A 26,282-nucleotide genomic window follows, 5' to 3' on the forward strand; every position below is an offset into this window, starting at 1 on the left:
TCTCGTCGCAGAAGACGCGCAGCCGCACCTCGGCCGAGGATTCGGCCTCCAGGCGGCTCCGCATCCGCTCGCGGAAGCGCTCCTCGACCCGGGCCATCGCGCCGGCCAGCAGCGCCTGCTTCGTCGGGAAGTGGTGCTGGACGGCCCCCACCGAGACGCCGGCCTCGGCCGCGACGGTGCGGATGCTGAGGTGCTCCGCCCCGCGGGTCGAGAGGACGGCGACGACCGCCGAGAGGATGTCGCTCCTGCTCTCGCGCCGATCCGGCATGGCGTCCCTCTCGTTCGACTGCTCGAGCAGGCTACGCTCTCGGACATGACCAATACGACCGTATTGCCGCCCCGTGCCGAAGCCGGCCGCCGCATCGCGACCCTGGACGTCGTCCGCGGTGTCGCGATCATCGGGACCCTCGGCACGAACATCTGGATCTTCTCCCACCCCTGGGGGATGCTCGGACTGCTCTCCGTTCCGGTGACGCCCGAGACCTCCTCCTCCGCCGGGACTGCGCAGCTCCTGCTGATGGCGCTGGCGCAGGGCAAGTTCCTCGCCCTCCTCTCCCTCGCCTTCGGGGTGGGCCTCGCGATCCAGCACGCCTCCGCGGTCCGGCGCGGGACGCGCTGGCCGGGCCGCTACCTCTGGCGCGCGACGCTCCTCCTCCTGGACGGCGCGGTCAACTACGTGCTGATCGCGGAGTTCGACGTCCTCATGGGATACGCCGTCACCGGAGCGGTCGTCGCCTGGCTGCTGCTCACCCGGCCGACGACGCAGCGCCGCGTGATCCTCGTCTGCGGCGCTCTGCACGTCGTCCTGATCTCGGCGCTCGTGGCGCTCGTGGCGGCGAGCCCGGACGGTGCCGGGCAGGGGCCGGCCGGCCGGAGCCCCTACGCGGACGCGTCGTTCCTCGGCCTCGCCCTCTTCCGGCTGCAGAACGCGGGCGTCTTCCGTGCGGAGCCGGTGCTCATCGGGCTCCTCAGCCTCGCGATGTTCCTCCTCGGCGCGCGCCTCCATCGGGCGGGGGTCCTCGCCGCCGAGGGCGCGTCACTCCGCCGCCGCCTGATGGTCCTCGGCGCCCTCGCCCTCCCCGTCGACCTCGCGCTGGGCATCGGGGGGAGCGCCGCCGGTCTGCTCGCCGAGCGCTACCTCGTCGCGCCCCTGGTCGGGCTCGGCCTGCTCGCGGCCCTCGCCGAGGCCTGCCTCCGCCGGGGCGCCGAGGGCTGGGCGGCACGACGGGCGCGGGAGGTCGGCCGGGTCGCCCTGAGCGCCTACCTCCTGCAGAACCTGCTCGGCGGCGCCCTCTTCTACGGCTGGGGACTCGGGCTGGCGGTGACCGCCGCGCAGTGGCGCGTCCCGGCGACCGTCGGAGCGTTCCTGCTCATCGCGGCGGTCGTCGTGCTCGCGGCGCACCTGTGGCTGCGCCGGTTCGAGCTCGGTCCGGTGGAGTGGCTCTGGAAGCGGGGCGAGCGGATCGGTGTCCGCGCGCCCCGCTGACCGGAGGGGGACCTACGCGAGGAGCTCCGCGACGCCGGTGCGCAGGGCGGCGAGGCGGGACGAGACGGCCGACCGGCGGGCGTCGGCGTCGGAGTCGTGCGACCAGGCGTCGAGGTAGAGCTTGACCTTCGGCTCCGTGCCGCTCGGGCGCGCGATGAGACGGGCACCGTCCAGGGAGAAGCGGAGCGCGTCGGTCGGGGGCAGCGCGCCGCCCTCGGCGAGCAGGTCCTCGCTCCGCTCGACGGCGAGCCCGCCGATCGCGGTCGGAGGCGTCGCGCGCAGTCCGGCCATGATCCGGCCGATCTCGGAGAGGTCGGTGACGCGGAGCGAGATCTGCTCCGATCCGAAGAGCCCGAACCGCTCGGCGAACGACTCCAGCTCGTCGTCGATCGTGCGCTCCTCGGCGGCGAGCGCGCTCGCGAGGGAGAGGAAGGCGAGCGCGGCCGAGACGCCGTCCTTGTCGCGGACCGTCCCGGGGTTCACCAGGTAGCCGAGTGCCTCCTCGTAGCCGAAGACGAGGTCGGGGACGCGCGAGATCCACTTGAAGCCCGTGAGCGTCTCGGCGAAGTCGAGGCCGTAGTCGGCCGCCACGGCACCGAGGGCGGGGGAGGACACGATCGAGCAGGCGAGCGCTCCTCCGGTGCGGCCCTCGCGGCGGACCTGCTCGGCGGCGCGCCAGCCGAGCAGCGCTCCGACCTCGTTGCCGGTGAGGCGCCGGAAGCCCTCCGGGGCGGAGGCGTCGGGCACGGCGGCGGCGAAGCGGTCGGCGTCTGGGTCGTTGGCCACGATCAGCTGCGCGCGACCGGAGCGCGCGGTCGAGAAGGCGAGGTCGAGGGCGCCCGCCTCCTCCGGGTTGGGGAACGCGACCGTGGGGAACGCCGCGTCGGGCTCGATCTGCTCGACCACGACGGCCGGCTCGTCGAATCCCGCCGCGGAGAGCACCCGGTGCGCCGTCTCCCAGCCGACCCCGTGCATCGCCGTGTAGACGATGCGCAGCGGAGCGGACTGGCGGCCGACGGCTGCCGTCGCCTCGATGTAGGCGGCGACCACGGACTCGTCCGCGAGCCGGTACTCGCCGCGCGGCAGCTCCGGAACGCGCCGGTCCCGCGCGACCGCGAGGATCCGCTCGGCGATCTCGGAGTCGACCGGCGGCACGATCTGCGAGCCCTCGTCGGCGCCGCCGAGGTACACCTTGTAGCCGTTGTCCTGCGGCGGGTTGTGGCTCGCCGTGACCATCACTCCGGCGTCGGCGCCGAGGTGGCGCACGGCGAAGGCCAGCACGGGGGTGGGCAGGAGCCGGGGCAGCAGCACCGCGTCCACGCCGGCGCCCGCCATCAGCGCGGCGGAGTCCTCGGCGAAGACGCGCGAGTTCTTCCGGCCGTCGTAGCCGATCACGACCACGGGCCGCTGGACGCCCTGCGCCAGCAGGAAGTCGGCCAGGCCCACGGCGGCCTGCGAGACCAGCACGCGGTTCATCCGGTTGGATCCCGCCGCGATGGCGCCGCGCAGGCCCGCGGTGCCGAACGCCAGGCGGGCGCCGAAGCGGTCCTCGAGCTCGGCGCGGGCGGAGGCGTCCCCCGAGTCGGAGGCGGTTAGCAGGCCGACCAGCTCCTCCCGCGTCTCCGGGTCGGGGTCCTGGGCGAGCCAGGCCTCGGCGAGCTCCCGGACGTCGGCGCTCACAGGGCGCCCGTGATCCCGGCGAGCAGGCGGGCGAGGTCGTCCTCGGCGTCGCGGCCGGCCTCGAGCACCTCCTCGTGGCTGAGGGGGGTCTTCTGGATGCCGGCGGCGAGGTTCGTGATGAGCGACATGCCCAGCACCTCCATGCCCGCCTCGCGCGCGGCGATGGCCTCGAGGGCGGTCGACATGCCGACGATGTGGCCGCCGATGATCCTCGCCATCTGCACCTCGGCCGGGCTCTCGTAGTGCGGCCCGCGGAACTGCACGTACACGCCCTCGTCCAGCTCAGGACGCGTCCCCCGGGCGAGGTCGCGCAGGCGCGAGGAGTAGAGGTCGGTGAGGTCGACGAACGTCGCGCCCTCGAGCGGCGAGTCGGCGGTGAGGTTGATGTGGTCGCTGATCAGCACGGGGGTCCCGGGCGTCCAGTGCTCCTTGATGCCGCCCGCGCCGTTGGTGAGGATCATCACCGTCGCGCCCGTCGCGGCGGCGGCGCGGACGCTGTGCGCGACGCGGCGCACGCCGTAGCCCTCGTAGTAGTGGGTGCGGGCGCCGATGATCAGCGCGCGCCTGCCGGTGGGGAGCAGGACGGAGCGCAGGGTGCCGCCGTGCCCGTGCACGGCCGGCTTGGAGAAGCCGAGGATCTCGGTGGCCTCCACCGTCGCGGTCGTCTCGCCGATCGCGTCGGCGGCCTTGCCCCAGCCGCTGCCGAGGGTGAGGGCGATGTCGTGCTTCTCGACCCCTGTCGCCTCGGCGATCTGAGCGGCCGCGCGGGCCGCGATCTCGAAGGGATCGGCGTCGGGGGCCTCGAGGGGGTGCAGGGTCTGGTCGGACATCCTCCCACCCTACCGACGGGCTGCGCGGCGGCGGAGGGCGACTCCCGCGGCCGATCCGACACCCCGCGATTGGGCGAACACTCAGTGAGAGAGGACAATGGGAAGCATGGCTTACGAGTTCGAGCGCGCGCAGAGGATCGCTGTACTCGGAGGGGGGCCGGGCGGCTACGAAGCCGCCATCGCGGGAGCGCAGCTCGGCGCTGAGGTCACCCTGGTCGAGCGGGTCGGAGTGGGCGGCTCGGCCGTCATCACCGACGTCGTCCCGTCGAAGTCGCTCATCGCGACGGCGGAGGCCACCAACGCCATCGGCGAGGCCGCCGACCTGGGCGTGCAGTTCTTCACCCGCTCGGAGCAGAACAAGCCGGTGCGCCCGGACGTGGCGGTCAACCTGGCGACGGTGAACAAGCGCCTGCTCGGGCTCGCGCGCCAGCAGTCCGAGGACATGCGCGCGAACCTGGTGCACCACGGCGTGCGCATCGTCCAGGGGGACGGGCGCCTGGACGGCTCGAACGCCTTGATCGTCTCCACGGCGGCCGGCGGCGAGGGCATGGACTTCGACCGCATCGAGGCGGACACGATCGTGGTCTCGGTGGGCGCCAGCCCCCGTGTGCTCCCGACCGCGGCTCCCGACGGCGAGCGCATCCTCAGCTGGACCCAGCTCTACAACCTCAAGTCCGTCCCCGAGCACCTGATCGTGGTGGGCTCCGGCGTGACCGGCGCGGAGTTCGCCTCCGCCTACCGTGCGCTCGGCGCCCGCGTGACCCTCATCTCCTCCCGCGACCAGGTGCTGCCCGGCGAGGACGCCGACGCGGCCGCCGTGATCGAGAACGTCTTCAAGCGCAACGGCATGGTCGTGCTCTCGAAGTCGCGCGCCGACCGCGTCGAGCGGACCGAGAAGGGCGTGCAGGCCGTGCTCTCGGACGGACGTGTCGTCGAGGGCTCGCACTGCCTGATGGCCGTCGGCTCCGTGCCGAACACGGCGGGCATCGGCCTCGAGGACGCGGGGGTGCAGCTGACGGAGTCGGGGCACATCCGCGTCAACCGCGTCGCCCGCACCAGCGTCCCCTCGATCTACGCGGCCGGGGACTGCACCACGTTCCTCCCGCTCGCCTCCGTCGCCGCCATGCAGGGCCGCACCGGCGTGTTCCACGCCATGGGCGACGCCGTGAACCCGACCGAGGTGCGCAACGTCGCGGCGAACATCTTCACGCAGCCCGAGATCGCGACCGTCGGGTGGAGCCAGCGCGAGATCGAGGAGGGCATCGCGCAGGGCGAGATCTACAAGCTCCCGCTCGCCGCGAACCCGCGGGCAAAGATGATGGGCATCCGCGACGGCTTCGTCAAGCTGTTCGCGCGCACCGGCTCCGGCACCGTCATCGGAGGCGTCATCGTCGCTCCGAAGGCGAGCGAGCTGATCTTCCCGCTCGCCCTCGCCGTGGAGCACCGCCTGACCGTCGACCAGGTCGCGCGGGCTTTCACCGTCTACCCGAGCCTCACCGGCTCGATCTCGGACGCCGCGCGCGCCATGCACATCGTCACCTGACGCGCCCCTCCGCCGGGCCGCGCAGGGTGCGGTCCTTCATCGGCAGAGCGCGCGACCGGGTATTGCGTGCGAAGCGATTGTCGGCAGCGCGATGCGACCCGCTCGGCGGTACCCCTCACGTCGAGGAGCCGACCGCGCCGGGCCGCGCGGGGAGCGGCTTTTCATCGGCAGAGCGCGCGACCGGGAATCGCGTGCGAAGCGATTCACGGCAGCGCGACACGACCCGCTCTGCGGTATCCCTCACGTCGAGGAGCCGACCGCGCCGGGCCGCGCGGGGAGCGGCCCGGAACAACCTCAGACGATCTGGAGGAGCACGTGTCCCGCGGGGACGGTCGCTCCGGCCGTCGCGTCGAGGCCCTTCACGACGCCGTCCTTGTGGGCGGTGAGCGGCTGCTCCATCTTCATCGCCTCGAGGACGACGACCAGGTCGCCGGTGACGACCGTGTCGCCCTCGGCGACGGCGACCTTGACGATGGTGGCCTGCATGGGCGAGGCGACGGAGTCGCCCGTGACGGTGCTGACGGAGGAGGAGCCGCGGCGCTTCGGGGAGGCGGCAGCGGCCCCGCGGGCGGGTCCCGAGCCGACCAGGTCGCCGGGGAGAGTGACCTCGACGCGGCGCCCGTCGACCTCGACGACCACGTTCCGGCGGGCCGCCGGCTCGTCGGTCGCTCCGGGCTCGCCGCTCCAGGCCGGGATCGTGTTCTCGAACTCGGTCTCGATCCAGCGGGTGTAGATCGTGAAGGGCGCGCCGCCCTCGGGGGCGAAGGCCGGGTCCTCGACGATCGCGCGGTGGAAGGGGAGGACGGTCGGCAGTCCGGTGACCTCGAACTCGGCGAGGGCGCGGCGCGAGCGCTCCAGCGCCTGCTCGCGGCTGTCGCCGGTGACGATCAGCTTCGCGAGGAGCGAGTCGAAGGAGCCGGAGATCACGTCGCCGGCGACGACGCCGGAGTCGACGCGGACGCCGGGTCCGCCGGGGGCCTTGAAGACGTGCACCGGGCCCGGAGCGGGGAGGAAGCCGCGGCCCGCGTCCTCGCCGTTGATGCGGAACTCGAAGGAGTGGCCGCGGGGCTCCGGGTCGTCGTAGTCGAGCACGCCGCCCTCGGCGAGGCGGAACTGCTCGCGCACGAGGTCGATGCCGGTGATCTCCTCCGACACGGGGTGCTCGACCTGGAGGCGGGTGTTCACCTCGAGGAAGGACACCGTGCCGTCCTTGCCGATCAGGAACTCGCAGGTCCCGGCGCCGAGGTAGCCGACCTCCTGCAGGATCGCCTTCGAGGCGCGGTAGAGCTCGGTGTTCTGCGCGTCCGTCAGGAACGGCGCGGGCGCCTCCTCGACGAGCTTCTGGTGGCGGCGCTGGAGGGAGCAGTCGCGGGTGGAGACCACGACGACGTTGCCGTGCGCGTCGGCCAGGCACTGGGTCTCGACGTGGCGCGGCTGGTCGAGGTACTTCTCGACGAAGCACTCGCCGCGGCCGAAGGCGGCGACGGCCTCGCGCGTGGCGGAGGCGAACAGCTCCTCGACCTCGTCGCGCTCGCGGGCGACCTTGAGGCCGCGACCGCCGCCGCCGAAGGCCGCCTTGATCGCGACGGGGAGGCCGTACTGGTCCACGAACTCGAGCACCTCGGCGGCGCCGGAGACGGGGTTGAGGGTTCCCGGGGCGAGCGGCGCGCCGACCTTCTCGGCGACGTGGCGGGCCGAGACCTTGTCGCCGAGGCGCTCGATGGCCTCGGGGCCGGGGCCGATCCAGATCAGGCCGGCGTCGATGACGGCGCGGGCGAAGTCGGCGTTCTCGGCGAGGAAGCCGTAGCCGGGGTGCACGGCGTCGGCACCGGAGCGGCGCGCCACCGAGAGCAGCTTGTCGATGACGAGGTAGGTCTCGGCGCTGGTCGTCCCGCCGAGGGCGTAGGCCTCGTCGGCGAGGCGGCTGTGCACGGCGTCGCGGTCCTGGTCGGCGTAGACGGCCACGGAGGCGATCCCGCTGTCGCGGGCGGCGCGGATGACTCGGACGGCGATCTCGCCCCGGTTGGCGACGAGCACCTTCGTAATCTTCGGCATGGTCCCCAACCCTAGGGGGCGGCTCCGCCCGGCCCGGCGCGGCTCACCACAAAGAAGCGGAGGGCCTTCGTCGGTTCCTCACAAGGGCGGGACGGGCCTCAGCGGTTCCAGAGCGCGGTCCAGTCGACGCCGAGGCTCCGCACCAGAGTGCGGAGGGTCGGCACCGACATCCCGATCACCGTCGAGGGGTCGCCCTCGATCGCCGTGATGAAGCCGGCGCCGCGGCCGTCGATGGTGAAGGCTCCGGCCACCTCGAGGGGCTCGCCGGTGGCGACGTAGGCGTCGATCTCGGCGTCGTCGATGTCGTCGGCGAACGTGACGGCGGCGGAGGTGACCGCTCCGGCCTCGGCGACGATCCTCCCGCCGCGGTGGTCGACGAGCCAGTGGCCGGAGTGGAGGCGGCCGGTGCGTCCGCGCTGGGCGCGCCAGCGCTCCCGGGCCCGCTCGGGCTCGTGCGGCTTGCCGTGGACGACGCCGTCGAGGACGAACGCGGAGTCGCCGCCGAGCACCAGACCGTCGATGTCCGGGCGCAGGACGGCGTGCGCCTTGGCGCGGGCGAGCAGCGAGACGGTGGCGTCCGCGTCCAGCGCCGCGCCCCGCTCCTGCTCGGCCCGGGCGACGGCCGCGGGCTCGTCCACCTCGGAGGGGACGACGACGGGCTCGATCCCGGAGGCCCGCAGCAGCGCGAGGCGCGCGGGGGAGGTGGAGGCGAGGTAGAGGCGCACGAGGGCTCCCTGCGGCCGGGCCCACGCTGTGGGATGCTCGACGGATGGCACAGACCCCGTCCCGAGCATCCGCCCGCCCCGACGGGGCCGACGACGCACTCGGGACCGAGATCGAGCTCGACATTAGCAACGTCGCCCACGGCGGCGTGTTCGTCGCCCGGCACGAGGGCCGCGTCGTCTTCGTCCCGGACGTCCTCCCCGGCGAGCGCGTGCGGGCGCGGATCAGCGAGGTCCGGCACGACAGCTTCTGGCGTGCCGAGGCGCTCGAGGTGCTCGAGGCGTCCGAGCACCGGGTGGAGCACGTCTGGCCCGAGGCCGCCCTCGACCGCCGCCCGGAGGAGCGCGTCGGCGGCGCCGAGCTCGGCCACGCCGACCTGGCCTACCAGCGCGAGCTGAAGCGCCTCGTGCTCGTCGACTCCTTCTCCCGCTTCGCCCGTCGCGAGATCGAGGTGGAGGTCGCGCCGATCGGCGGGGACGACGCGTCCGGCGGCCTCGGCTGGCGCACGCGGAACCGCCTCCACGTCGACGACGACGGACGGGTCGGCCCCTACGCGGCACGCAGCCACCACGTCGTCACCGTGGAGTCGCTGCCCCTCGCGACCGCCGACTCCTCCCTGGCCGCACCGCTCGGCGAGCGCCTCGCTCCCGGCTCGGTGGTCGACCTCGTCGACGCGGCCGGGTCCGAGGGAGCCGCGGTGCTCGTGCACGACCCCTCCGACAAGCGCGCCCGCCGCGACCGCACGGTGGTGAGCGAGTTCGTCGCCGACCGCACCTTCTGGGTCGACCGCACCGGCTTCTGGCAGGTGCACCGCGGAGCCGCCGCGGCGCTCTTCGAGGCCGTGCAGGCCGCCGTCGACGCGGATGCGGCGGACCCGTCGGCCGCCAACCACGACCTCTACGGCGGGGTGGGCCTGCTCGCCGCGGCGCTGGCCGACCGCCTCGGCGCCGGAGTGCGCGTGACCAGCGTCGAGAGCGACTCCCGCGCCACCGAGCACGCGCTCGAGAACCTGGCCGACCAGGTCGGCGCCCGCGCGGTGACCGCCCGCGTCGACCGCTACCTCCGCGAGGTCGTCGCCCAGGCCGATGCGCGCGAGCGGGCGCGGTGGCGCGCGGCGACCGTGGTCCTCGACCCGCCGCGCTCGGGCGCCGGCCGAGCGGTCACCGACGCTCTGGCGGAGCTGCGGCCGGCGCAGCTCGTCTACGTCGCCTGCGACCCGGTCGCGCTCGCCCGCGACGTGGGCGCCCTGACCGGGGCCGGCTACGAGCTGGAGCGCCTCGAGGGCTTCGACCTCTTCCCGCACACCTCCCACGTGGAGGCCGTTGCGCGACTGGTCCGCCGAGAGGACTGACCGCGGGCCCGCGCCTGCGTACCATGGGCGGGATGGAGCCCCACGTCGACGCAGCCGAGGCCCCGCGCGTGCGCGTGGCGATCGTGGACGACCACGAGTCGGTGCGCCTGGGCGTGGCCGCCGCCGTCGAGAGCGCGGGGATGCAGGTGGTCGCCGCCGCCGAGACCGTCCAGGCCCTCGAGAGCACGATCGGCGGCGCCGAGATCGAGGTGCTCGTCCTCGACCTGTCCCTGAACGACGGCTCGAGCATCACCAGCAACGTCAAGTGGGGGCAGGTGCGCGGCTCCGCCGTCCTCGTCCACAGCATCGCCGACCGCGTCGTGGCCGTGCGGGAGGCGCTCGCCGCGGGAGCGGCCGGCGTCATCCCGAAGTCCTCGCCCATGTCGACGGTCGTCGCCGCGATCCGCACGGTCGCCCGCGGCGAGGTCCTCAACAATCTGGAGTGGGCCTCGGCCATCGACGCCGACGACGACTTCGCGCGGGCCGTGCTCGGTCGTCGCGAGCGCGACGTCCTGCACCTCTACGCCTCGGGGCTGCCGCTGAAGCTGGTGGCCGAGCGGCTGCAGATCTCGGTGTCGACGGCGAAGGAGTACCTCGACCGGATCCGCGACAAGTACGTCGAGATCGGCCGTCCCGCCCCGACGAAGGTCGATCTGCTGAGGCGCGCGGTGGAGGACGGCATCCTGCCGGGCATCGACCCGGACGACGGCGATGGCGGGCGCTGAGGCGCCGATCGCCCGCCGCAACACCGGGCGCGAGCGGATCGACCGGATCATCAGCACGGTCGTGTCGTTCTTCGGCTTCGGCTTCGGTGTGCAGACCGTCCCGCCGATCCTCGCCCAGCTGCCCCTGCTGCGCCCCGAGGTGGCCTGGCCGGTGCTGGTGCTGGTCTTCGGATCGCTCACCGCCGCCGTGGTCACCGCCGTGCTGCGGCGGGGCACGCGGATCACGGCCTTCCTGGTCGCGGTCGGCGTCCTCGTCGCCCTCCTGACCTGGCCGGCCGCCGTCGCCACCGGGGGCGCGGACCGCGAGACCCCGTGGATCTGGTATCTGCTGACCATCGGCACCGCCTTCTGCACGATCGCGGCTCCCCTCCGGATCGCGATCGCGTACGTGTCGGTGACGACCGTGCTGTTCGGGCTGCTGCGCGTCCTCCCCTCCGGCGGCGGGGCGGAGCCGACCCGCGCGATCCTCGACGCCGCCTACGTGGGCATCGTCGGCTTCGTGATGCTGGTGCTGATCACCGTGCTCCGGCAGTCGGCCGACCAGATCGATCGCGCGCAGACGACGGCCATGGAGCAGTACGAGGCGGCGATGCGCCAGCACGCCGGCGAGGTGGAGCGGGTCGAGGTCGACGCCCTGGTGCACGACAACGTGCTCGCGACGCTGCTCTCCGCCGCCTCCGCCGAGTCGCCGGCCGAGCGTGCGCTGGTCTCCTCGATGGCGCAGCGCACCCTCGCCGTGCTGCTGCCCGACCACGAGCCGGAGCCGCCCGAGGGGCTGGTCCCGCTCGAGCTCCTGCAACGCCAGCTCGCCCACGCGGCGTCCACCTTCGGGACCGAGATCGCAGTCGCGACGGCCGACGGAGTGGATCCGCGCGCGACGACGCTGCCGCGCCCGGTGGCCGAGGCGCTGCTCGGCGCGGTCTGGCAGGCGCTCGCCAACAGCGTTCAGCACGCGGGTCCGAGCGGCAGCGTCCACCGCGCCGTGCACGGGCTGCTGGGCGACGGCGCGGTGGAGGTCGTGGTGGAGGACGACGGCCGCGGCTTCCGGCTCGCCGACGTCCCGCGCGAGCGGCTGGGCATCCGGCTCTCCATCCTCGAGCGGGTGCACAACGCGCGGGGATCGGCGCGGGTCGACTCGACTCCGGGCGAGGGCACCCGTGTCGTCCTCTCCTGGCGGGCGGACGCGGGAGGAGGGCCGTGATCGCCTACCCGCGCCCCCTGCTCCAGGCGCTCGGCGCCGGCTTCTCGCTGTACCACGTGGTGCTCGCCTTCTTCTCCTTCCGCATCTCCCCGGCCACGCCGGCCGACCTCGTCGCGGTCGCGCTGTACGTCGCGGCGACCGTCGTCGCCCTCTGGCCGGGAGCGACGACCCGGCTCGCCCTGCCCGTCGCGGTCGGGATGACCGCGGTCGCCGTCGCTCTGCCGCTGCTGGTCGCGCCCTCGCTCGATCCGGGTGCCTCCAACGGCTACTCCACCTGGTACATCGCCGCGGTCGGCACCCTCATGACGATCGTGTGCGCCCGCCGGCGCGCGGCCTGCGCCTGGGTCGGCGTCGGCTTCCTGATCGTGCACACCGTGTTCTGGGCCGGCCCGGCCGCGCTGGCCACTCTCGGCGTCGTCGGGGGGATCGCCTGGGTCGCGATCGCGCAGCTGCTCATCGTCGAGCTCGGGCGCGCGGGCTCCGAGGCGCGCGTGCTCGAGGCGGCCGAGCGCGCGGCCGCGTCGTGGCGGGCCGCGGAGGAGGCGCACCTCACGGAGCGCGAGGTCCGGCTGGAGCAGACCCGCGCCCTCGCCGCCGACATGCTGCTGCGCATCGCCGAGCCGGGACCGGGCCTCACCGACGAGGAGCGGCGCGAGTGCCGGCTGCTCGAGGCGGCCGTGCGCGACGAGATCCGCGGCCGGCGGCTGCTGGACGACGAGGTGCGGCGTCTCGTGCTCGACGCGCGGCGGCGGGGGGTGACCGTCTCGGTGCTCGACGACGGCGGCCTCGACCGCACCTCCGAGGGCGAGAGCCGACGGGTGCTGGGGGAGCTCGCCCAGGCTCTGAGCGGGATCCGCGAGGAGGTCGACCGCGTGGTGGTGCGCACCGCGTCGGCCGACTCGGCGTCAGCCGTCACGGTCGTGGGCCTGCGGACGGCCGGCGACGGCAGCGCGGGCGCCCTCGGCTCCGACGACGCGGGGGACGAGGTCGACGCCTGGGTCGAGATCCGGCGCGACGGCGTCGGCGGACGGGACGTCTGAGCGGCGGAGCGCGCGCGGGACGGCGCGGCCGTCCGCCTGCGCAGCGACCGGCGGCGACCCGCCCCGGAGGGCGTGCGGATGTCGGATCGGTGCCGCGGGCGGTACGCTCCGGCTCTCAGCACAGCTCAGGTCTCGGCGCGCCCGGTCTCTCGGAGCGGACCGATCGTCGGCGCGGCACGAGCGTGAGCAGAGCCGTCATGGGCAGAGCCCGTTGAGCGCAGAGCGCGTCAGGACGAAAGCCCGTTAACGGAGTGCGGCGGGCCGTCCACTCCTCCGAAGAGGGGGCCCGGCCCGCCGTCAAACCCCGAGTGAGGGTAACAACCCGAATATTACCCTCACTCGCCCCCAACACACCCGCCTGCTTACCCTGGTCGGCGAGTGATTGGCGGTGCCCCTTCCGAAGGAGGAGCACCGTACGTCCACTAGTGTGCTCGCTCCGCCAGGAGGCGCATAGTCAGCACTTTAGGGGACTAATCGGGGGACAAATTTCACGTTCCGCGTCGCGAATCGCTCGTTCCCCGACGGGCTGCGTCTGCGAATCCGCTCAGCCGGAGAAGGAGCGCCACGCTCCCGGTGCCGGCCGCAGCGGCCCGCGGACCGCCGCGGCGCGGTCGTTCCAGCCCCCGCTGAGCTCCTGCGGGGTCTCCGGCTCGGCCTCGGTGCGAGAGGTCAGTGCGGTGACGACGGCCGTGACGGCGGCGATCTCGGCGGCGTCGAGGCCGGGGGTGGAGATGACGACGGCGGGTGCGGAGTCGGAGGCGGTCATCCCGCGACGCTATCGCATGCCGTTCACGGCGCCGGTCGGCGGGGCATGGCTATGCTGACGCCGGATGCCGCCGGAGCGTCGTCCGTCCGTTGCGAACAGGAGCGTCCCCGCATGCCGACGTGGTTCCCGAGGAGCGGTGCCGCGGCGCTGCGCCCCCTGCGTCTGCTGGTCCGGAGGTCGCCGGCGGCCGTCTCGGTCGTCCTGGTCCTCCTGGCCGCGAGCGCGATCACGGGGACGCTCGTCGCCCCCGCGGGAGCCGAGACGACGGCCTGGTGGGCGGCGGGCCCGATGACGACCCTCGACGGCCGTCCGTGGACGGCGGCGACCGCCCTCCTGATCGCGGCGGACCCGCTGCAGCTGCTCCTGGACGTCGTGCTGGTGCTCCCGATGCTCCTCGCCGCGGAGCGCCGCCTCGGCTCGGCCCGCACCCTCCTCGCCTTCCTCGTGACAGGCGCCGTCGGGATCGTCGTCGGGTCCTCCGTGCAGTCGATCGGCGCTCTCGTCGGGGAGTGGTGGGCGGGCGACACCGTCGGCGACCACACCTTCGACCCGCTGATCGGCGCGGTCGGCGCCCTCATCGCCTCGACCGCCTTCATGGGCGCTCTGTGGCGTCGCCGGCTCCGGGTGACCGTCTTCGCCGTCGTGCTGATGTTCGTGCTCTACGCGGGCGACTCCGCCGACGCGTACCGGCTCCTCGCGGGCGGCGCGGGGCTCGTGCTCGGCGCGGTGCTCGCGCGGGGAGCGTCGGGGCTGCGTCCGCAGCGTCCGGCGCCGAGCTCGCACCGCGAGTCCCGGGGGCTGCTGGCGGCGGTCGTCGTCGTCACCGCGATCGGTCCGCTCGTCGCCGTCCTCTCCGACTCGGGCTACGGTCCGTTCTCGTTCCTCGGCCGACTGCTGCAGAGCGCCTTCACGGGGACGACGGACCTCGAGGATCCGTGCAGCCGCGCCCTCCGGCACTGCGCGCACCACGTGAAGCTGAGCCTGGTCGCCCCCGGGCCGATCCTGCTGACGTTCGTCCCGCTCGTCCTCCTGCTCGTCGCCGCCTACGGCCTGCGCTCCGGGCGCCGCTTGGGCCTGCTGCTGGCGGTCGGGGTGAACATCGCGATCGCGATCCTGGAGGTCTTCTCCCTCCAGCGCGCCGCCCGTCACCCCGAGTTCCTGTACTACGCCGAGTACCTGCTCTGGGTGGCGACGACGGTGCTGGTGCCGCTGGCCGTCGTGGCGATGCTCGTGATCGGGAGGAGGCACTTCCGCATCCGCGCGCCCCGTGCCGCCGCGAGGCTCTGGACGCGGGTCGTCGCCATCGCCTTCGTCGTGTCCCTCGGCGGCTACCTGGCTCTCTCGGCCGGCGTGCGCACGAGCTTCGAGCCGCTCCTGGGCCTCGGGAGGCTCCTCCTGGACGGGCTGCTGCGCTTCGTCCCGGTGAGCTTCCTCGGCGGCGCCGGACTGCTCGCCGTGCCGCGGGAGCCCGTTGCGCGGATCGTCTTCGAGTGGGTCGGCCCGGTGTTCTGGCTCGTGGTCGTCGTGGCGGTGGTCGCTCTGCTCCGGGCCACCGACGTGCAGCGGAACCGCGGCGACGAGGCGCGGTACCGCGCGCTCCTGTCCCTGCACGGCGCCGGCAGCCTCGGCCACCAGGGGACCTGGGAGGGCAACGCGCACTGGATCTCGGCCGACGGGACCGGCGGAGTCGCCTACCGGGTGATCGGCGGCGTGGCGATCACCCTCTCCGACCCCGCCTGCGCTCCCGAGCGGCGGGAGGACGTCGTGGCCGAGTTCGTGCGGTTCTGCGACGAGCGCAGCTGGACGCCCGTGTTCTACAGCATCCACGACGAGCTGCTCCCCGTCTTCGACCGGCTCGGCTGGTCGCGCCTCTCGGTCGGCGAGGAGACGATCATCGAGCTCTCCTCCTTCGAGCTCACCGGCAAGCGGTGGCAGAAGGTGCGCTACCCGCTCACGCGCGGCATCAAGCTGGGCATCGAGGCGCAGTGGACCAGCTGGCCCGAGCTCTCCCTCGGCATGGCCAACCAGATCGTCGACCTGTCGGAGCGCTGGGTCGCCGAGAAGGCGCTGCCCGAGATGGGCTTCACCCTCGGTGGCATCGACGAGGTCCGCGACCCCGACGTCGCCCTCCTGCTCGCGGTCGGACCGGACGGCGTGCTGCAGGGGGTGACGAGCTGGCTGCCCGTGCACCGGGAGGGTCGCGTGGTCGGCTGGACCCTCGACTTCATGCGCCGCTCCGACGACTCGATGCCCGGCATCATGGAGTTCCTGATCGCCTCCGCGGCGCTGCGCGTCAAGGAGGAGGGTGCCGAGTTCCTCTCGCTCTCGGGCGCACCGCTCGCCACCGCACCGGTCGAGGAGGGGGAGGAGCCTCCGGAGCCGACGGTCCTCTCGCGCCTGCTCGAGTTCCTCTCGCGGACGCTCGAGCCGGCCTACGGCTTCACGTCGCTGTTCCGCTTCAAGGCCAAGTTCCACCCGCGCTACGCGGGCCTCTGGATGACCTACCCCGACGCGCTGCAGCTGCCCCGGATCGGAGCCGCGCTGGGTCGCGCCTATCTGCCCGACCTCTCCGCCGCGCAGGCGCTGGCGTTCGCGCGGGTGGTCGGGGCGAAGCCGGAGGAGAAGCCGTCCGAGGCGTCCGCGGCGAAGCCGGATGCTCCGGCCGCGAAGGCAGGCGCTCCATCGGTGAAGGCGGGTGCTCCGACAGCCGAGCCGGACGGTCCTGGGGTGAAGGCGGGTGGTCCTGCGGTGAAGGCGGGTGCTCCGGCTGCGAGGGCGGATGCCCGGGAAGCGGAGCCCGATTCCGCGACAGGGAAGCCGGACGCTCCGGCCGCGGAGCCGGACGCTCCCGTCGTGCGGCCCGATGCTCCCGCGGAGTCCGCTGCCCGACAGACCGGCCCCGGCTCCTCCGACTGATCGTTCCGCCCCTCCGCCCCGTGAGGAGGTGGGCGCAGCGGAACGCCGCGGCACGGACGGTCTCCCGTCTCCTGCCGCGGCGTCCGAGCGAGCCGGGTCAGAGCGGGATGTTGCCGTGCTTCTTCGCGGGCAGGTTGGCGCGCTTGGTGCGCAGCGCACGCAGCGCCTTGATGACGGAGACACGCGTCGCCGAGGGCTCGATCACGCCGTCGAGCTCGCCGCGCTCGGCCGCGAGGAACGGGCTCGCGACGTTGTAGGTGTACTCGTTCGCCAGGCGCGTCCGGACGGCTGCGACGTCCTCGCCGGCCTCCTCCGCCTTGCGGATCTCGTTGCGGTAGAGGATGTTCACCGCGCCCTGGCCGCCCATGACGGCGATCTCGGCGGTCGGCCACGCGAGGTTGATGTCGGCTCCCAGCTGCTTGGACCCCATCACGATGTACGCGCCGCCGTAGGCCTTGCGCAGGATGACCGTGACCAGCGGCACGGTCGCCTCGGCGTAGGCGTAGAGCAGCTTCGCGCCGCGGCGGATGACGCCGGTCCACTCCTGGTCGGTGCCGGGCAGGTAGCCCGGGACGTCGACCAGGGTCAGGATCGGCAGCGAGAACGCGTCGCAGAAGCGGACGAAGCGGGACGCCTTCTCGCCCGCCTCGATGTTCAGCGTGCCCGCCATGGCGCTCGGCTGGTTCGCGATGATGCCGACGGAGCGGCCCTCGACGCGGCCGAAGCCGATCACGATGTTCGGCGCGAACAGCGGCTGCACCTCGAGGAAGTCGCCCTCGTCGACGATGTGCTCGATGACGGCGCGCATGTCGTACGGCTGGTTCGGGCTGTCCGGGATGACCGTGTCGAGGAAGCGGTCCGCGTCGGTCGTCTCGAGGTCGACCTCGGTCTCGAAGACGGGGACCGGCGACAGGTTGTTGTCCGGGAGGAAGGAGAGGAGCGTTCGCGCGTAGTCGAGCGCGTCGTTCTCGTCGCTCGCGAGGTAGTGCGAGACGCCCGAGATCTTGTTGTGGGTCAGCGCACCGCCGAGCTCCTCCATGCCGACGTCCTCGCCGGTGACGGTCTTGATCACGTCGGGCCCGGTGACGAACATCTGGCTGGTCTTGTCGACCATGATCACGAAGTCGGTCAGGGCGGGGGAGTAGACCGCGCCTCCCGCGGCCGGGCCGCAGATGATCGAGATCTGGGGGATCACGCCGCTCGCCGCGGTGTTGCGGCGGAAGATCTCGCCGTACTTGCCGAGGGCGACCACGCCCTCCTGGATCCGTGCTCCGCCGGAGTCGAGGATGCCGATGATCGGGACGCCGGTCTTCAGGGCGAGGTCCATCACCTTGATGATCTTCTCGCCGGCCACCTCGCCGAGCGAGCCGCCGAAGATCGTGAAGTCCTGCGAGTACACGGCGACCTGGCGGCCGTGGATGGTGCCGGTCCCGGTGACGACGGCGTCGCCGTAGGGGCGCTTCTTCTCCATGCCGAAGGCGTGGGTGCGGTGGCGCACGAACTCGTCCAGCTCGACGAACGAGCCCGGGTCGAGGAGGGTGTCGATCCGCTCCCGTGCGGTCATCTTGCCCTTGGCGTGCTGCTTCTCGATCGCCGCCTCGCCACTGGCCGTGACGGCCTCGTGGTAGCGGTTCCTGAGGTCCGCGATCTTCCCCGCGGTCGTGTACAGATCGGGCGCGGGACGTTCGGTGTTCGCGGTCACCCGCTCACCCTACCGGCGGGGCGGACGCCTCCTCTTGTCGCACTCGCACAGGGAGGGCCGCTCCCGACGGGAGGATCCGGACAAGGGCGGGCCGTCGCGCGCGGCGCTCGGAGCGGCCTCGCGGGAGCCGCCGCTACCGTGGCGGCATGCTCCTCCCGCTCTCCTCCGCCGTCTCCCCCCGCGTCCTCGCGCTCGAGTCGGCGGGGTCGACGAACGACGAGCTCCGCGAGCGGGCGGCCGCCGACCCCGCCGCGTGGCCGCACCTCTCCGTCGTCGCCACCGGCGACCAGCGAGCCGGGCGCGGCCGGCTGGGGCGCGTCTGGCAGGCGCCCGCGGGCCGCACGCTCGCGGCCTCGACTCTGGTCGACGCCTCCGCCCTCGGCGCCGAGGCCTCCGGCTGGCTGCCGCTCGTGGCCGGCGCCGCTCTCGCCCGGGCCCTCGCACCCCTCGTCGACGGGGACGTCGCCGTCAAGTGGCCCAACGACGTCCTGATCGACGGCCGGAAGGTCGCGGGGATCCTCGCCGAGCGACTGCCGGACGGACGGGTCGTCGTCGGCACCGGCGTGAACCTGCTGCTGACGGAGGCGGAGCTGCCGGTCCCGACCGCCACCTCGCTCGCCCTCGCCGGAGCGCGGACGACGAGCGCCGACGAGGTGCTCGCCGCATTCCTGACCGAATTCCAGGGGCTGCTGGCTCCGCTGCTCGCCCAGGGCGACGCCGAGGCCTCCGGAGCGGCCGTCGCCGTCCGCGCCTCTTGCGGCACCCTCGGCACGCGCGTCCGTCTCGAACTGCCCGACGGCACGCAGGAGGAGGGGACCGCCTCCGCACTCGCCCCGGACGGCTCGCTCCTGCTCGAGCAGGGCGGTGCGCTGCGCTCGTTCCCGGCCGGCGACGTCACGCACCTGCGCTCCTGATGGCCAGGACCGACCCCGCCGACCGCGAGCTGGCGCGGCTGACTCCGCGCGCCCGCCGGGCGGTCGCACCGGTCGTCGGCCTCCTCCTGCTCACCTGGACGGGCTTCTACTTCGCCGCGCAGTTCGAGCTCGCCCTGCAGCGCTGGATCATCGGGCTCGGCACCGCACTTCTGGTGCTTCTCCTCTGCGCTCCCGGGATCGCGGGCTGGGCGAGCGTGCGCTACCGCGTCACCGCCTCCGGCCTCAGCGCGCGCCGGGGCGTGGCGTCGATCCGGCGGGCCGAGGTGGTCTTCGATCGGAGGATGGAGGTCGCGGTCGAGCGCTCCCTCGGCCAGCGCCTCGCCCGGTGCGGGGACGTCCGGATCCTGCAGGCGGGAGCCGAGGTGTTCGTGCTGCGGGACCTGCCGGATCCGGAGCTCACGGCCGACCTGCTGCGGGAGGCGATCGGCGCGGCTCCCGTTCTCGAGCCGGAGTGGCCGCCGCCCGCGTGAGCGCGTCGGGGCCTCGGTAGCATGGAGCCGCCCCGCGCCAGCGGGCGGAGACGGAGGAGCGCCATGCGCGTCGGCGTGATCGGGGGCGGCCAGCTCGCCCGGATGATGATCCCCGCGGCGGTGGAGCTCGGCATCGAGATCGCCGTGCTCGCCGAGAGCGAGGGCGCCCCGGCGGGGCTCGCCGCGACACGGGTCGGCGACTACCGCGACGAGGCGACCGTGCTCGCCTTCGCCGAGACCGTGGACGTGGTGACGTTCGACCACGAGCACGTTCCCCAGCCGATCCTCCGCGAGCTCGTCGCCCGCGGCGTCGCCGTGCACCCCGGCCCCGACGCCCTGCTGTTCGCCCAGGACAAGCTGATGATGCGACGCCGCCTGACCGAGCTCGGCGTGCCCGTGCCCGAGTGGGCCGAGGTCTCCTCCGCCGAGGAGCTGGGGGCGTTCCTGGCCGAGCACGGCGGCAGCGCCGTGGTGAAGACCGCGCGCGGCGGCTACGACGGCAAGGGCGTTCGCGTGGTGCGCGGCGCCCACGAGGCGGACGACTGGTTCACCGCCCTCGCCGAGGACGGCCGGGGCGGCTCGCTCCTGGTCGAGGAGCTGGTGGGCTTCCGCCGCGAGCTCGCGCAGCTCGTCGCCCGGCGTCCCTCCGGCGAGAGCATCCTCTGGCCGGTGGTGGAGTCCGTGCAGCGCGACGGCGTCTGCGCCGAGGTGATCGCTCCGGCCCCCGCGTCCGCCGGCCGGCTCGCAGCCGCCGCGGCCGAGATCGCGCAGACGATCGCCGACAGCCTGGGGGTCACCGGCGTCCTGGCCGTCGAGCTGTTCGAGACGACGGACGACCGGATCCTGGTCAACGAGCTGGCCATGCGCCCGCACAACAGCGGCCACTGGACGATGGACGGATCGACCACGTCGCAGTTCGAGCAGCACCTGCGCGCGGTCCTCGACCTGCCGCTCGGCGCGACGGGCTGCCGCGACCCGTGGACCGTGATGGTCAACGTGCTCGGCGGCCCGGTGGGGGAGTCGCTGACCGACCGCTACCCGCGGGTGCTCGCCGATCACCCGGGTGTGAAGGTGCACAACTACGGCAAGGAGCCGCGACCGGGCCGCAAGGTCGGGCACGTGAACGCCGGCGGCGACGACCTCGACCTCGTGGTCTACGAGGCTCGCGCGGCGGCGGCCGTTCTCACGGACTGACCCGTACGATGGTCGCCGTGACGAGCCTGCCGACCTCCCCGACCCCTGCCGGAGCCCTCTCGTGAGCGCGGACGCGCTCGTGAACGGGCCCGCGCCGCTCGTCGGCGTCGTGATGGGGTCGGACTCGGACTGGTCCGTCATGCAGGCGGCGTCCACCGTCCTCGCCGAGTTCGGCGTGGCGCACGAGGTCCGGGTCGTCTCCGCGCACCGCACCCCGGAGGCGATGATCGCGTACGGCCGCGAGGCCCGCGGCCGCGGCCTGAAGGTCGTCATCGCCGGGGCGGGCGGAGCCGCCCACCTCCCCGGCATGCTCGCCGCCGTGACCTCGCTCCCCGTCGTCGGAGTGCCGGTCCCGCTCGCCCGACTCGACGGGCTCGACTCCCTCCTCTCGATCGTACAGATGCCCGCGGGCGTCCCCGTCGCCACCGTCTCCATCGGCGGAGCGCGGAACGCCGGACTGCTCGCGGTGAAGATCCTCGCGACCGCGGACGACGCCCTCTCCGCAGCGCTCGACGCCTTCGCCGCCGACCTCGAGGTGCAGGTCGCCGCGAAGAACGACGCCCTGGTGGCGGGTCTGTGACGGCCGTCGCCCTGCCGCTGCGGCACCCGGACGTCGCCTCCCGCGCCTTCATGACGCGGCGGGCGTGGTGGCTGCTGATCGTCAACCTCCTGGTGCCCGGGTCCGCTCAGGTCCTGGCGGGCAACCGCCGGCTCGGGCGCCTGGGGCTCGGCTTCACCCTCGGGCTCTGGGTCGCCCTCCTGGTCGCGGTGCTCCTCTACTTCGTCTTCCCGACCGGCCTCTACACGCTCGCGACCTTCGACCTCTCGATGCTCGCGCTCCAGGCCGCGCTCGTCGTCTACGGGGTGGTCTGGGCCGTGCTGACGCTCGACACCCTCCGCCTGATCCGCGTCGTCCGGGTGCGCCCGCGGATGCGCGGCGTGCTCGCTTTCGCGACGATCGCGCTGATGGCGGTCTCGGTCGGCACCACCGCCTACGGCACCTACCTGCTCGGCGTGACACGGGGGACGCTGTCGTCGATCTTCGGCGGCGGAGCGATAGAGCAGCCGATCGACGGCCGCTACAACGTGATGCTCCTCGGCGGCGACGCGGGGGAGGACCGCGACGGTCTGCGCCCCGACAGCATCTCGGTGGTCAGCATCGACGCGTCGAGCGGCAAGGCCTCGATCATCGGCGTCTCGCGCGAGTTCGTCGACTTCCCGTTCCCCGAGACCAGCCCGATGCACGAGCTCTATCCCGACGGCTACGACACCGACAACTGCGCCGTCGACGTCTGCAAGCTCAACTCGGTCTACACCGAGGTCGAGCTGAAGCATCCGGAGCTCTACCCCGACGCCGTCGACCACGGCAGCGAGCCCGGCATCGAGGCGATGCGCGACGCGGTCGAGGGCATCCTCGATCTGAGGATCCAGTACTACGCGCTGATCGACATGGAGGGCTTCGCCCAGCTGATCGACGCGCTCGGCGGCATCGACATCGACTACGTGGCCGACGAGCCGCTGCCCCTGGGCGGGCTGCCCGACTCCGACGGCGTGATGCAGGGCGTGAACCAGTGGATCGATCCCGGGCACTGGCACTTCAACGGCGAGCAGGCCCTCGCCTACGCCCGCTCGCGCTACACCACGAGCGACTACGACCGGATGGCGCGCCAGCGGCAGGTGCAGGAGGCGCTGCTCGCCCAGTTCGAGCCGGGCAACGTCCTCGCCAAGTTCCAGGACGTCGCGTCCGCCGGGTCCCAGGTCATCAAGACGGACGTCCCGCAGGGGATGCTCGGCTACTTCGTGCAGCTGGGGCTCAAGACGAAGTCGCAGCCAGTGGATCCGATCGAGCTGGTCCCGCCGGCCGTCGACCCGGAGGACCCGGACTATGACGTCGTGCACTCGCTGGTGAGTGCCGGACTGTCGGGCGACTCCTCGCCGTAGACGGCCGGGTGCCGCACGCCTCAGAGGTCGGCGTGCAGCGCCCAGACGCGCTCCGCGGAGTCGCGCCAGCTGAAGGCGCGGGAGCGGTCGCGGCCGGCCACCGACATCCGCTCGCGCAGACCGGTGTCGGCGAGCACGCTGCTCATCGCGAGGGCGAGGCGGTCCGGATAGTCCTTCGCGTCGCCGCGCTCGACGGCGACGCCGGCGTCCGCGGCGACCTCCATCAGCGCGGGGTCGTCGGAGTGCACCACCGGCACTCCGAAGTGCATCGCCTCGAGCACGGGCAGGCCGAAGCCCTCGGCGATGCTCGGGTAGACGAAGAGGGTGGCCCGGGAGAGGACGACGGCGAGGTCGGCGTCGCTGAGGACTCCCAGGGCGCGCACGCGCGTCTCGTCGAGGCCCTGCTCGTCGGCGACGGAGGCCACGTCCAGGTCGCCCCAGCCGGTCGGGCCGACCAGGAGCAGCGGGATCGCCGGCTCGGACGCTCCTCCGAAGGCCGCGATCAGCGAGACCAGGCCCTTGCGCGGCTCCAGCGTGCCGACGCTCAGCACGTACTCCGGGGGGAGGCCCAGCGCCGTGGCGCGCTCGTCGGCGTCCTCCGGGACGACCAGGCCGGAGCCGACGGCTCCGCCGATCACGCGCAGTCGATCGCCGAAGTCCATCAGCTGGGAGAGCTGGTGGGCGACGGCGTGGGTGGGGACGACGACGGCGTCCGCGTGCTTGCGGGCGCGCTTGGCCATCGCCCGGTGCCACTTCGCGCCGTGGGGGGTGAGAGTCTCGGGATGCGTCCACGGCACCGTGTCGTGGATCGTGACGGCGATCTGCTCGCCCTCGCTTCCGTCGTGGCTGCGCAGCGGTGCGAAGAGGCTCGGGGCGTGCATCATGCCGCCGCCGGCCGGGATGGCGATCCCGTACTGCCAGGCGCGCGAGAGCTCGCGGCGCCCGAGCGGCAGCCGGTGGATGCGCGCGAGGCCGGGCAGGCGCAGGCGCAGCTCCTCCTCCTTCTCGGGCGGGTGGGCGGAGACGACGGCCTCCACCTCGCAGTCGCGGGGAGCCGTCGCGATCAGCTCGCGGGTGAGCTCCTCGGTGTAGCGGCCGATGCCGCCGGGCACGCGGGCGAGCATCTGGTCGACGACGACGCGGAGAGTGGTGGTCACGGGGTCACCGCCTCGAGGGGTGCGGCGGCGAGCGCGTCCTGCCAGGAGCGCAGCGGCGGCAGGCCCGCCCGGCTCCAGCCGTCGTGGCCGAGGACCGAGTAGGCCGGACGCGGAGCGGGGCGGACGAACGAGCCGCTGTCGGTCGGGCGCAGGCGCTCGGGATCCAGGCCCGCCTTGGCGAAGACGGCACGGGCGAAGCCGAGCCAGGTCGTCTCGCCGGAGCTGGTGCCGTGGTAGACGCCGGCCGGGGCCTCCGCGTCGACCAGCTCGATCAGGCGCGCGGCGAGGTCGGCGGTCCAGGTGGGCTGGCCGTGCTGGTCGTCGACCACGGTCAGCGTCTCGTGCGCGCCCGCCAGTCGCACCATCGTCTTAGCGAAGTTGCCGCCGTGCTCGCCGTAGAGCCAGGCCGTGCGGACGACGTACCCGCGCTCCGGGTTGGCCTCGAGCACCAGGCGCTCGCCCTCGGCCTTCGTGCGGCCGTAGGCCGAGATCGGATTCCGGGGGTGGTCCTCGGAGTAGGGGGTCGTCGCGGAGCCGTCGAAGACGTAGTCGGTGGAGACCTGCACGAGTGCGGCTCCCGTCTCGGCGGTGGCGAGGGCGAGGTTGCGCGCTCCGACGGCGTTGACGCGGTGCGCCTCCTCCTCGTCGGTCTCGGCGTCGTCGACGCGGGTGTACGCGGCGCAGTTCACCACGGCGTCGTGTCCCGCGACGGCGGCGCGCACGGCGTCGAGGTCGGTCACGTCGAGGTCGGAGCGGCCGAGGGCGGTGCTGGGGCGGGAGCCGAGCGCCGTGCGCAGGTCGGTGCCGAGCATGCCGGAGGCGCCCGTGATGAGGAAGGTCACCTCCTCATCATGCCCGAGCGGTCCGTCGGCCGACGGTCGGCGCTCCGGCACGCCGCCGGGTGGCGCAGAGAGGCGTCGCGGGCCCGTGACACGCCGTCGTTACACTGGCGACCGTGCAGATCCGAGAGCTCGACATCCCCGACGTCTACGAAGTGACTCCGCGCCAGTTCCCCGACGATCGCGGGGTCTTCTACGAGTTCTACCGCTTCGACCGCCTGGCCGAGAAGGTCGGGCACCCGCTCTCGCTCCGGCAGGGCAACACCTCCGTCTCGCGGCGCGGCACCGTCCGCGGCATCCACTTCGCGCAGATCCCGCCGTCGCAGGCCAAGTACGTCTCGTGCTTCTCCGGCGCGGTCCTCGACTACGTGATCGACGTGCGCGTCGGGTCGCCGACCTTCGGGCGCTGGGAGTCGATCCTGCTCGACGATGTCGACCGCCGCTCCGTCTACATCGCCGAGGGCGTCGCGCACGCCTTCGTGGCGCTGACCGAGGGCGCCGTGGTCTCGTACCTCGTGAACGCCACCTTCGACCCGGTGCGGGAGAAGGGGATCGACCCGCTCGACGAGCAGATCGGCCTGCGCTTCCCGGAGGAGGCCGGCGAGCTGCTCCTCTCGCCGAAGGACACCGACGCACCGACGCTGGCCGAGGCCGAGGCGCAGGGCCTGCTGCCGACCTGGGACGAGGCGCGGGCCTTCTACACGGAGCTCGACTCCGCTTCCTGACCGCCGATCCGGCGGACGGGCCGCCCAGGCGGCACGCCCGACCGGACCGGATCAGCTCTTCGAGCGCAGGCGCATCAGCGCGACCCGGGCGCCCAGCCCGGCGCGCACCGCCGCACGGATCGGCGCCTGGTACCAGGCCCCGTACTTCTGCGCGAGGTAGAGGTAGGCGCTGCGGTGGTGGACCGCGAGCATCCGCGCCGAGGCCAGGCGGGTGGAGTGCCCGCCGAGGTGGGAGACGACCGCGTCGGCGAGGTAGACGTTGGTCCACCCGCGCTGTCCGAGCGAGTCGCCCAGCTGGACGTCCTCGAAGTACATGAAGTAGCGGTCGTCGAACCCGCCGATCTCCTCGAAGGCCGTGCGGCGCACCATCACGCAGGCGCCGGAGAGCCAGCCCGCCTCCATCCGGCCGTGGCGGAGGGTCTCGACCGCGCGCGAGCGCCGGTAGGTCGCCGACCACGGGTTGCCGGGCCAGACGTGGGCGAAGACGGCGTGCCCGACGCCCGTGCCGAGCGAGGGCAGAGCGCGGGCGGAGGGGTAGATCGTGCCGTCGGAGTCGAGGATCCGGGGCCCGATCGAGCCGATCCGGTCGTCCGCCGTCGCGGCGGCGTAGAGGGCGTCGATCGAGCCGGGGAGGAAGACCGTGTCCGGGTTGGTCACCAGGATCCACTCGACCTCGGGCCCGAGGCGGTCGACCGCGTAGTTGACGGCCCGGCCGTAGCCGAGGTTCTGCCCGGTCTCGTGGAATTCGACCTGCGGCAGGCGCTCGACGACGCTGCGGACGGAGTCGTCCGTGGTCAGGTTGTCGACCACCACGATGCGCACGTCGTGCTCCGTCGCCTCCGGCACTGACTCGAGGCACGCGCGGAGGACCTCACCCGAGAAGTGGGTGACGACGACGACCGCGATGGGCAACGTCGAGCGGGCGATGGGAGCCTCCGGGTGGTGCGGCGTCGACGGGAGGAGTGCCCCGTCGGAAGAACTCGACGAGGCTAGCACGCGGCTC

The 26,282-nt window shown here is 73.4% G+C and carries 23 protein-coding genes; 13 read left to right on the plus strand and 10 right to left on the minus strand.

What is annotated here, in order from left to right:
- Nucleotides 1-268, minus strand: a 268-nt coding sequence (locus C5B95_RS00005) for a TetR/AcrR family transcriptional regulator (protein WP_146076458.1), incomplete at its 3' end; no start/stop codon positions are given.
- Nucleotides 269-313: 45 nt separating this feature from the next.
- Here C5B95_RS00005 and C5B95_RS00010 point away from each other — a divergent pair.
- Nucleotides 314-1,486: a DUF418 domain-containing protein gene (locus tag C5B95_RS00010; protein ID WP_104266837.1), complete on the plus strand. Its 1,173-nt coding sequence runs from the start codon at nucleotides 314-316 to the stop codon at nucleotides 1,484-1,486.
- A 12-nt stretch (nucleotides 1,487-1,498) separates the two neighbouring features.
- On the opposite strand, the gene C5B95_RS00015 is transcribed toward C5B95_RS00010, so the two are convergent.
- Nucleotides 1,499-3,166, minus strand: coding sequence for a phospho-sugar mutase (locus C5B95_RS00015; protein WP_104223173.1), 1,668 nt, complete (start codon nucleotides 3,164-3,166; stop codon nucleotides 1,499-1,501).
- Nucleotides 3,163-3,996, minus strand: a complete 834-nt coding sequence (locus C5B95_RS00020) for a purine-nucleoside phosphorylase (protein WP_104348208.1) — start codon at nucleotides 3,994-3,996, stop codon at nucleotides 3,163-3,165. Before C5B95_RS00020 ends, C5B95_RS00015 begins: the two co-directional genes overlap by 4 nt.
- A gap of 106 nt (nucleotides 3,997-4,102) precedes the next feature.
- Between C5B95_RS00020 and C5B95_RS00025 the strand changes: the two genes are divergently transcribed.
- Entirely contained in the window at nucleotides 4,103-5,539 is a 1,437-nt protein-coding gene (locus C5B95_RS00025) for an NAD(P)H-quinone dehydrogenase (RefSeq protein WP_104223171.1), read from the plus strand.
- A gap of 294 nt (nucleotides 5,540-5,833) precedes the next feature.
- On the opposite strand, the gene C5B95_RS00030 is transcribed toward C5B95_RS00025, so the two are convergent.
- Together C5B95_RS00030 and C5B95_RS00035 are read right to left on the minus strand one after the other, a co-directional pair.
- Nucleotides 5,834-7,594 carry a biotin carboxylase N-terminal domain-containing protein gene (locus C5B95_RS00030; RefSeq protein WP_104262420.1) on the minus strand — a complete coding sequence of 587 codons (1,761 nt, stop codon included), beginning with the start codon at nucleotides 7,592-7,594 and terminating at the stop codon, nucleotides 5,834-5,836.
- 98 nt (nucleotides 7,595-7,692) lie between these two features.
- Nucleotides 7,693-8,319, minus strand: a complete 627-nt coding sequence (locus C5B95_RS00035) for a nucleoside triphosphate pyrophosphatase (protein WP_181027094.1) — start codon at nucleotides 8,317-8,319, stop codon at nucleotides 7,693-7,695.
- Between the two features lie 44 nt (nucleotides 8,320-8,363).
- Between C5B95_RS00035 and C5B95_RS00040 the strand changes: the two genes are divergently transcribed.
- Genes C5B95_RS00040 through C5B95_RS00055 form a run of 4 tightly spaced genes read left to right on the plus strand, consistent with a single transcriptional unit; the run spans nucleotide 8,364 to nucleotide 12,634 of the window.
- Nucleotides 8,364-9,668, plus strand: a complete 1,305-nt coding sequence (locus tag C5B95_RS00040; protein WP_146076459.1) for a class I SAM-dependent RNA methyltransferase — start codon at nucleotides 8,364-8,366, stop codon at nucleotides 9,666-9,668.
- Nucleotides 9,669-9,691: 23 nt separating this feature from the next.
- Nucleotides 9,692-10,393, plus strand: coding sequence for a response regulator transcription factor (locus C5B95_RS00045; protein ID WP_104223169.1), 702 nt, complete (start codon nucleotides 9,692-9,694; stop codon nucleotides 10,391-10,393).
- Complete coding sequence (locus C5B95_RS00050; protein WP_104348209.1) at nucleotides 10,380-11,594, plus strand: sensor histidine kinase; 1,215 nt, start codon at nucleotides 10,380-10,382, stop codon at nucleotides 11,592-11,594. Before C5B95_RS00045 ends, C5B95_RS00050 begins: the two co-directional genes overlap by 14 nt.
- Nucleotides 11,591-12,634 (plus strand): hypothetical protein, encoded by a 1,044-nt coding sequence (locus C5B95_RS00055; RefSeq protein ID WP_104225461.1) that lies wholly within the window; start codon nucleotides 11,591-11,593, stop codon nucleotides 12,632-12,634. Before C5B95_RS00050 ends, C5B95_RS00055 begins: the two co-directional genes overlap by 4 nt.
- Before the next feature lie 544 nt (nucleotides 12,635-13,178).
- Here the strand turns inward: C5B95_RS00055 and C5B95_RS00060 are convergent.
- Nucleotides 13,179-13,400: an acyl-CoA carboxylase subunit epsilon gene (locus tag C5B95_RS00060; RefSeq protein WP_104223166.1), complete on the minus strand. Its 222-nt coding sequence runs from the start codon at nucleotides 13,398-13,400 to the stop codon at nucleotides 13,179-13,181.
- Between the two features lie 111 nt (nucleotides 13,401-13,511).
- Between C5B95_RS00060 and C5B95_RS00065 the strand changes: the two genes are divergently transcribed.
- Complete coding sequence (locus C5B95_RS00065) at nucleotides 13,512-16,316, plus strand: bifunctional lysylphosphatidylglycerol flippase/synthetase MprF (protein WP_181067959.1); 2,805 nt, start codon at nucleotides 13,512-13,514, stop codon at nucleotides 16,314-16,316.
- A 97-nt stretch (nucleotides 16,317-16,413) separates the two neighbouring features.
- On the opposite strand, the gene C5B95_RS00070 is transcribed toward C5B95_RS00065, so the two are convergent.
- On the minus strand, nucleotides 16,414-18,018 hold the full coding sequence (locus tag C5B95_RS00070) for an acyl-CoA carboxylase subunit beta (RefSeq protein WP_104223164.1): 1,605 nt from the start codon (nucleotides 18,016-18,018) through the stop codon (nucleotides 16,414-16,416).
- Nucleotides 18,019-18,164: 146 nt separating this feature from the next.
- Here C5B95_RS00070 and C5B95_RS00075 point away from each other — a divergent pair, with 146 nt between their 5' ends.
- The 5 genes from C5B95_RS00075 (at nucleotide 18,165) to C5B95_RS00095 (ending at nucleotide 22,558) form a co-directional block, all read left to right on the plus strand.
- Entirely contained in the window at nucleotides 18,165-18,932 is a 768-nt protein-coding gene (locus tag C5B95_RS00075; RefSeq protein WP_104348211.1) for a biotin--[acetyl-CoA-carboxylase] ligase, read from the plus strand.
- Entirely contained in the window at nucleotides 18,932-19,423 is a 492-nt protein-coding gene (locus C5B95_RS00080; protein ID WP_104291608.1) for a PH domain-containing protein, read from the plus strand. The genes C5B95_RS00075 and C5B95_RS00080 overlap by 1 nt, the downstream gene beginning before the upstream one ends.
- 63 nt (nucleotides 19,424-19,486) lie before the next feature.
- Nucleotides 19,487-20,617, plus strand: a complete 1,131-nt coding sequence (locus tag C5B95_RS00085) for a 5-(carboxyamino)imidazole ribonucleotide synthase (protein ID WP_104291607.1) — start codon at nucleotides 19,487-19,489, stop codon at nucleotides 20,615-20,617.
- Nucleotides 20,618-20,729: 112 nt separating this feature from the next.
- Nucleotides 20,730-21,197, plus strand: a complete 468-nt coding sequence (purE, locus tag C5B95_RS00090; protein WP_104225651.1) for a 5-(carboxyamino)imidazole ribonucleotide mutase — start codon at nucleotides 20,730-20,732, stop codon at nucleotides 21,195-21,197.
- The gene (locus C5B95_RS00095; protein ID WP_258059719.1) at nucleotides 21,194-22,558 is read left to right on the plus strand and encodes an LCP family protein; all 1,365 of its coding nucleotides are present in this window, start codon (nucleotides 21,194-21,196) and stop codon (nucleotides 22,556-22,558) included. Before purE ends, C5B95_RS00095 begins: the two co-directional genes overlap by 4 nt.
- 20 nt (nucleotides 22,559-22,578) lie before the next feature.
- On the opposite strand, the gene C5B95_RS00100 is transcribed toward C5B95_RS00095, so the two are convergent.
- Nucleotides 22,579-23,715, minus strand: a complete 1,137-nt coding sequence (locus C5B95_RS00100) for a glycosyltransferase family 1 protein (RefSeq protein WP_258059720.1) — start codon at nucleotides 23,713-23,715, stop codon at nucleotides 22,579-22,581.
- Nucleotides 23,712-24,557: a dTDP-4-dehydrorhamnose reductase gene (gene rfbD / locus C5B95_RS00105; RefSeq protein WP_104348212.1), complete on the minus strand. Its 846-nt coding sequence runs from the start codon at nucleotides 24,555-24,557 to the stop codon at nucleotides 23,712-23,714. The genes C5B95_RS00100 and rfbD overlap by 4 nt, the downstream gene beginning before the upstream one ends.
- Before the next feature lie 113 nt (nucleotides 24,558-24,670).
- On the opposite strand from rfbD, the gene C5B95_RS00110 reads away from it, so the two are divergent.
- Nucleotides 24,671-25,279: a dTDP-4-dehydrorhamnose 3,5-epimerase family protein gene (locus tag C5B95_RS00110; RefSeq protein ID WP_104232821.1), complete on the plus strand. Its 609-nt coding sequence runs from the start codon at nucleotides 24,671-24,673 to the stop codon at nucleotides 25,277-25,279.
- 51 nt (nucleotides 25,280-25,330) lie between these two features.
- Here the strand turns inward: C5B95_RS00110 and C5B95_RS00115 are convergent, their stop codons facing one another.
- A complete protein-coding gene (locus C5B95_RS00115) occupies nucleotides 25,331-26,191 on the minus strand; it encodes a glycosyltransferase family 2 protein (RefSeq protein ID WP_244229466.1) in 861 nt (286 codons plus the stop codon).
- Between the last annotated feature and the right edge of the window lie 91 nt (nucleotides 26,192-26,282).

Origin of the sequence: Rathayibacter sp. AY1A7, from assembly GCF_002930845.1 — a bacterium.
Classification (GTDB): Bacteria; Actinomycetota; Actinomycetes; order Actinomycetales; family Microbacteriaceae; genus Rathayibacter.

Coding starts and splice junctions, on each gene's coding strand:
- C5B95_RS00010 (WP_104266837.1), top strand. CDS start 314: ATGACCAATACGACCGTATTGCCGCCCCGTGCCGAAGCCGGCCGCCGC.
- C5B95_RS00020 (WP_104348208.1), bottom strand. CDS start 3,996: ATGTCCGACCAGACCCTGCACCCCCTCGAGGCCCCCGACGCCGATCCC.
- C5B95_RS00025 (WP_104223171.1), top strand. CDS start 4,103: ATGGCTTACGAGTTCGAGCGCGCGCAGAGGATCGCTGTACTCGGAGGG.
- C5B95_RS00030 (WP_104262420.1), bottom strand. CDS start 7,594: ATGCCGAAGATTACGAAGGTGCTCGTCGCCAACCGGGGCGAGATCGCC.
- C5B95_RS00040 (WP_146076459.1), top strand. CDS start 8,364: ATGGCACAGACCCCGTCCCGAGCATCCGCCCGCCCCGACGGGGCCGAC.
- C5B95_RS00045 (WP_104223169.1), top strand. CDS start 9,692: ATGGGCGGGATGGAGCCCCACGTCGACGCAGCCGAGGCCCCGCGCGTG.
- C5B95_RS00050 (WP_104348209.1), top strand. CDS start 10,380: ATGGCGGGCGCTGAGGCGCCGATCGCCCGCCGCAACACCGGGCGCGAG.
- C5B95_RS00060 (WP_104223166.1), bottom strand. CDS start 13,400: ATGACCGCCTCCGACTCCGCACCCGCCGTCGTCATCTCCACCCCCGGC.
- C5B95_RS00065 (WP_181067959.1), top strand. CDS start 13,512: ATGCCGACGTGGTTCCCGAGGAGCGGTGCCGCGGCGCTGCGCCCCCTG.
- C5B95_RS00075 (WP_104348211.1), top strand. CDS start 18,165: ATGCTCCTCCCGCTCTCCTCCGCCGTCTCCCCCCGCGTCCTCGCGCTC.
- C5B95_RS00080 (WP_104291608.1), top strand. CDS start 18,932: ATGGCCAGGACCGACCCCGCCGACCGCGAGCTGGCGCGGCTGACTCCG.
- C5B95_RS00085 (WP_104291607.1), top strand. CDS start 19,487: ATGCGCGTCGGCGTGATCGGGGGCGGCCAGCTCGCCCGGATGATGATC.
- purE (WP_104225651.1), top strand. CDS start 20,730: ATGGGGTCGGACTCGGACTGGTCCGTCATGCAGGCGGCGTCCACCGTC.